We start from the raw sequence: 1325 nt of genomic DNA on the forward strand, positions 1-1325 counted from the left end.
CCGCGGCGGGACCCGATTTCGACGCCGACGGCGGGGCCGACGGCGGGGCCGCGTCGCCCCGGCCATCCACGCCATCCGGATCGCCCAGGCCACCTCCGCCTTCCGAATCGCCCAGGCCATCGGCGCCATCCCGGTCGTCCGCGCCATCGGCGCCGTCCAAGCCGTCCGGGTCGTCCGGGTCGGCCAAGCCGTCCGGGTCGGCCAAGCCGTCCGGGTCGAGCTGCGGGATCTCCACCAGCGTGCCGTCGAGGGTGTGGTCGGTCTCCTCCAGCCGTTCGGCGATCTCGCGCAGCCGGCCGCGGGCCTCGGCCAGCGACGGGCGCCGCGCCGGGTCGGAGTCGAGCAGCTGGGTGAGGACCCCGCGCAGGGGCCCGCTGTGCTGGAACGGTCGGCGCCGGTCCTCCACCACGGCCGCGAGGATGGCCAGCGGCCCCTCGCCCTCGAACGGCGGCACCCCCTCGACCGCGGTGAACAGGGTCGCGCCGAGTCCCCACACGTCCCCGGCGGCGCCGACGCGGGCGCCGCGGGCCCGCTCGGGGGCGATGTAGGCGGGCGAGCCGACGAGCGTCCCCGCCTCGGTCAGGGTCGCGTCCCCCTCGGTGACGGCGATGCCGAAGTCGGTGAGCCGCGCCTGCCCGTCGGCGGTGACGAGGACGTTGCCGGGCTTGACGTCGCGATGCACGACGCCACCGCGGTGGGCGGCCTCCAGGGCGTAGGCGAGACTGAGGCCGATCCGGGCCACCTCCAGCGCAGGCAGCCGGCCGGCGGCGCGGATGAGCTCGGCGAGCGAGGTGCCGTCGACGTACTCCATGACAATCCACGTGTGGTCGTCGGCGTCGAGGACGTCGTAGACCGTCACCAGGCCGGGGTGACGCAGCCGGGCGGCGGCGCGGGCCTCGCGCAGCACCCGCTCGCTGAGCACCGCCCGTTCGGCCGGGGATGCGACCGGCGGTCGCCGGACCTCCTTGATGGCCACCCGGCGGCGCAGCAGCGTGTCCTCGCCCTCGCGGACGATGCCGCCGCCGCCGCTGCCGAGCACCCGCCCGAGCCGATAGCGACCGGCGAGCCGACGTTCCTGTCCCGCGACGCGGTCGGTCGCCATCGCTCGCACTGCCCCCTGATCGTGAGGATTTCACCGCCGTACCCATCCTCTGACGTCGAAACCGGAAAGATGGGGGAAATGGCGCGCAGAGTTCGCCCACAATCCCACAGCCCGATCGGGTCGGACCCCGGACCGGCACCGCCGGGCCCGACGGCCGCCGGCTTCGGCCGGCATGGGATGCGCCTGTCGCCGCGCCGCCCGCTGCGCCCGGACTGCCCGGTCG

At 75.9% G+C, this 1325-nt stretch carries 1 protein-coding gene; it reads right to left on the bottom strand.

Annotation, left to right across the window (positions count from 1 at the left end):
- Positions 1–1102 (bottom strand): serine/threonine-protein kinase (locus ND748_RS32135; protein ID WP_251750034.1); only part of this gene is annotated, 1102 nt, incomplete at its 3' end.
- Between the last annotated feature and the right edge of the window lie 223 nt (positions 1103–1325).

Origin of the sequence: Frankia sp. AiPs1 (genome assembly GCF_023716945.1) — a bacterium.
Taxonomy (GTDB): domain Bacteria; phylum Actinomycetota; class Actinomycetes; order Frankiales; family Frankiaceae; genus Frankia.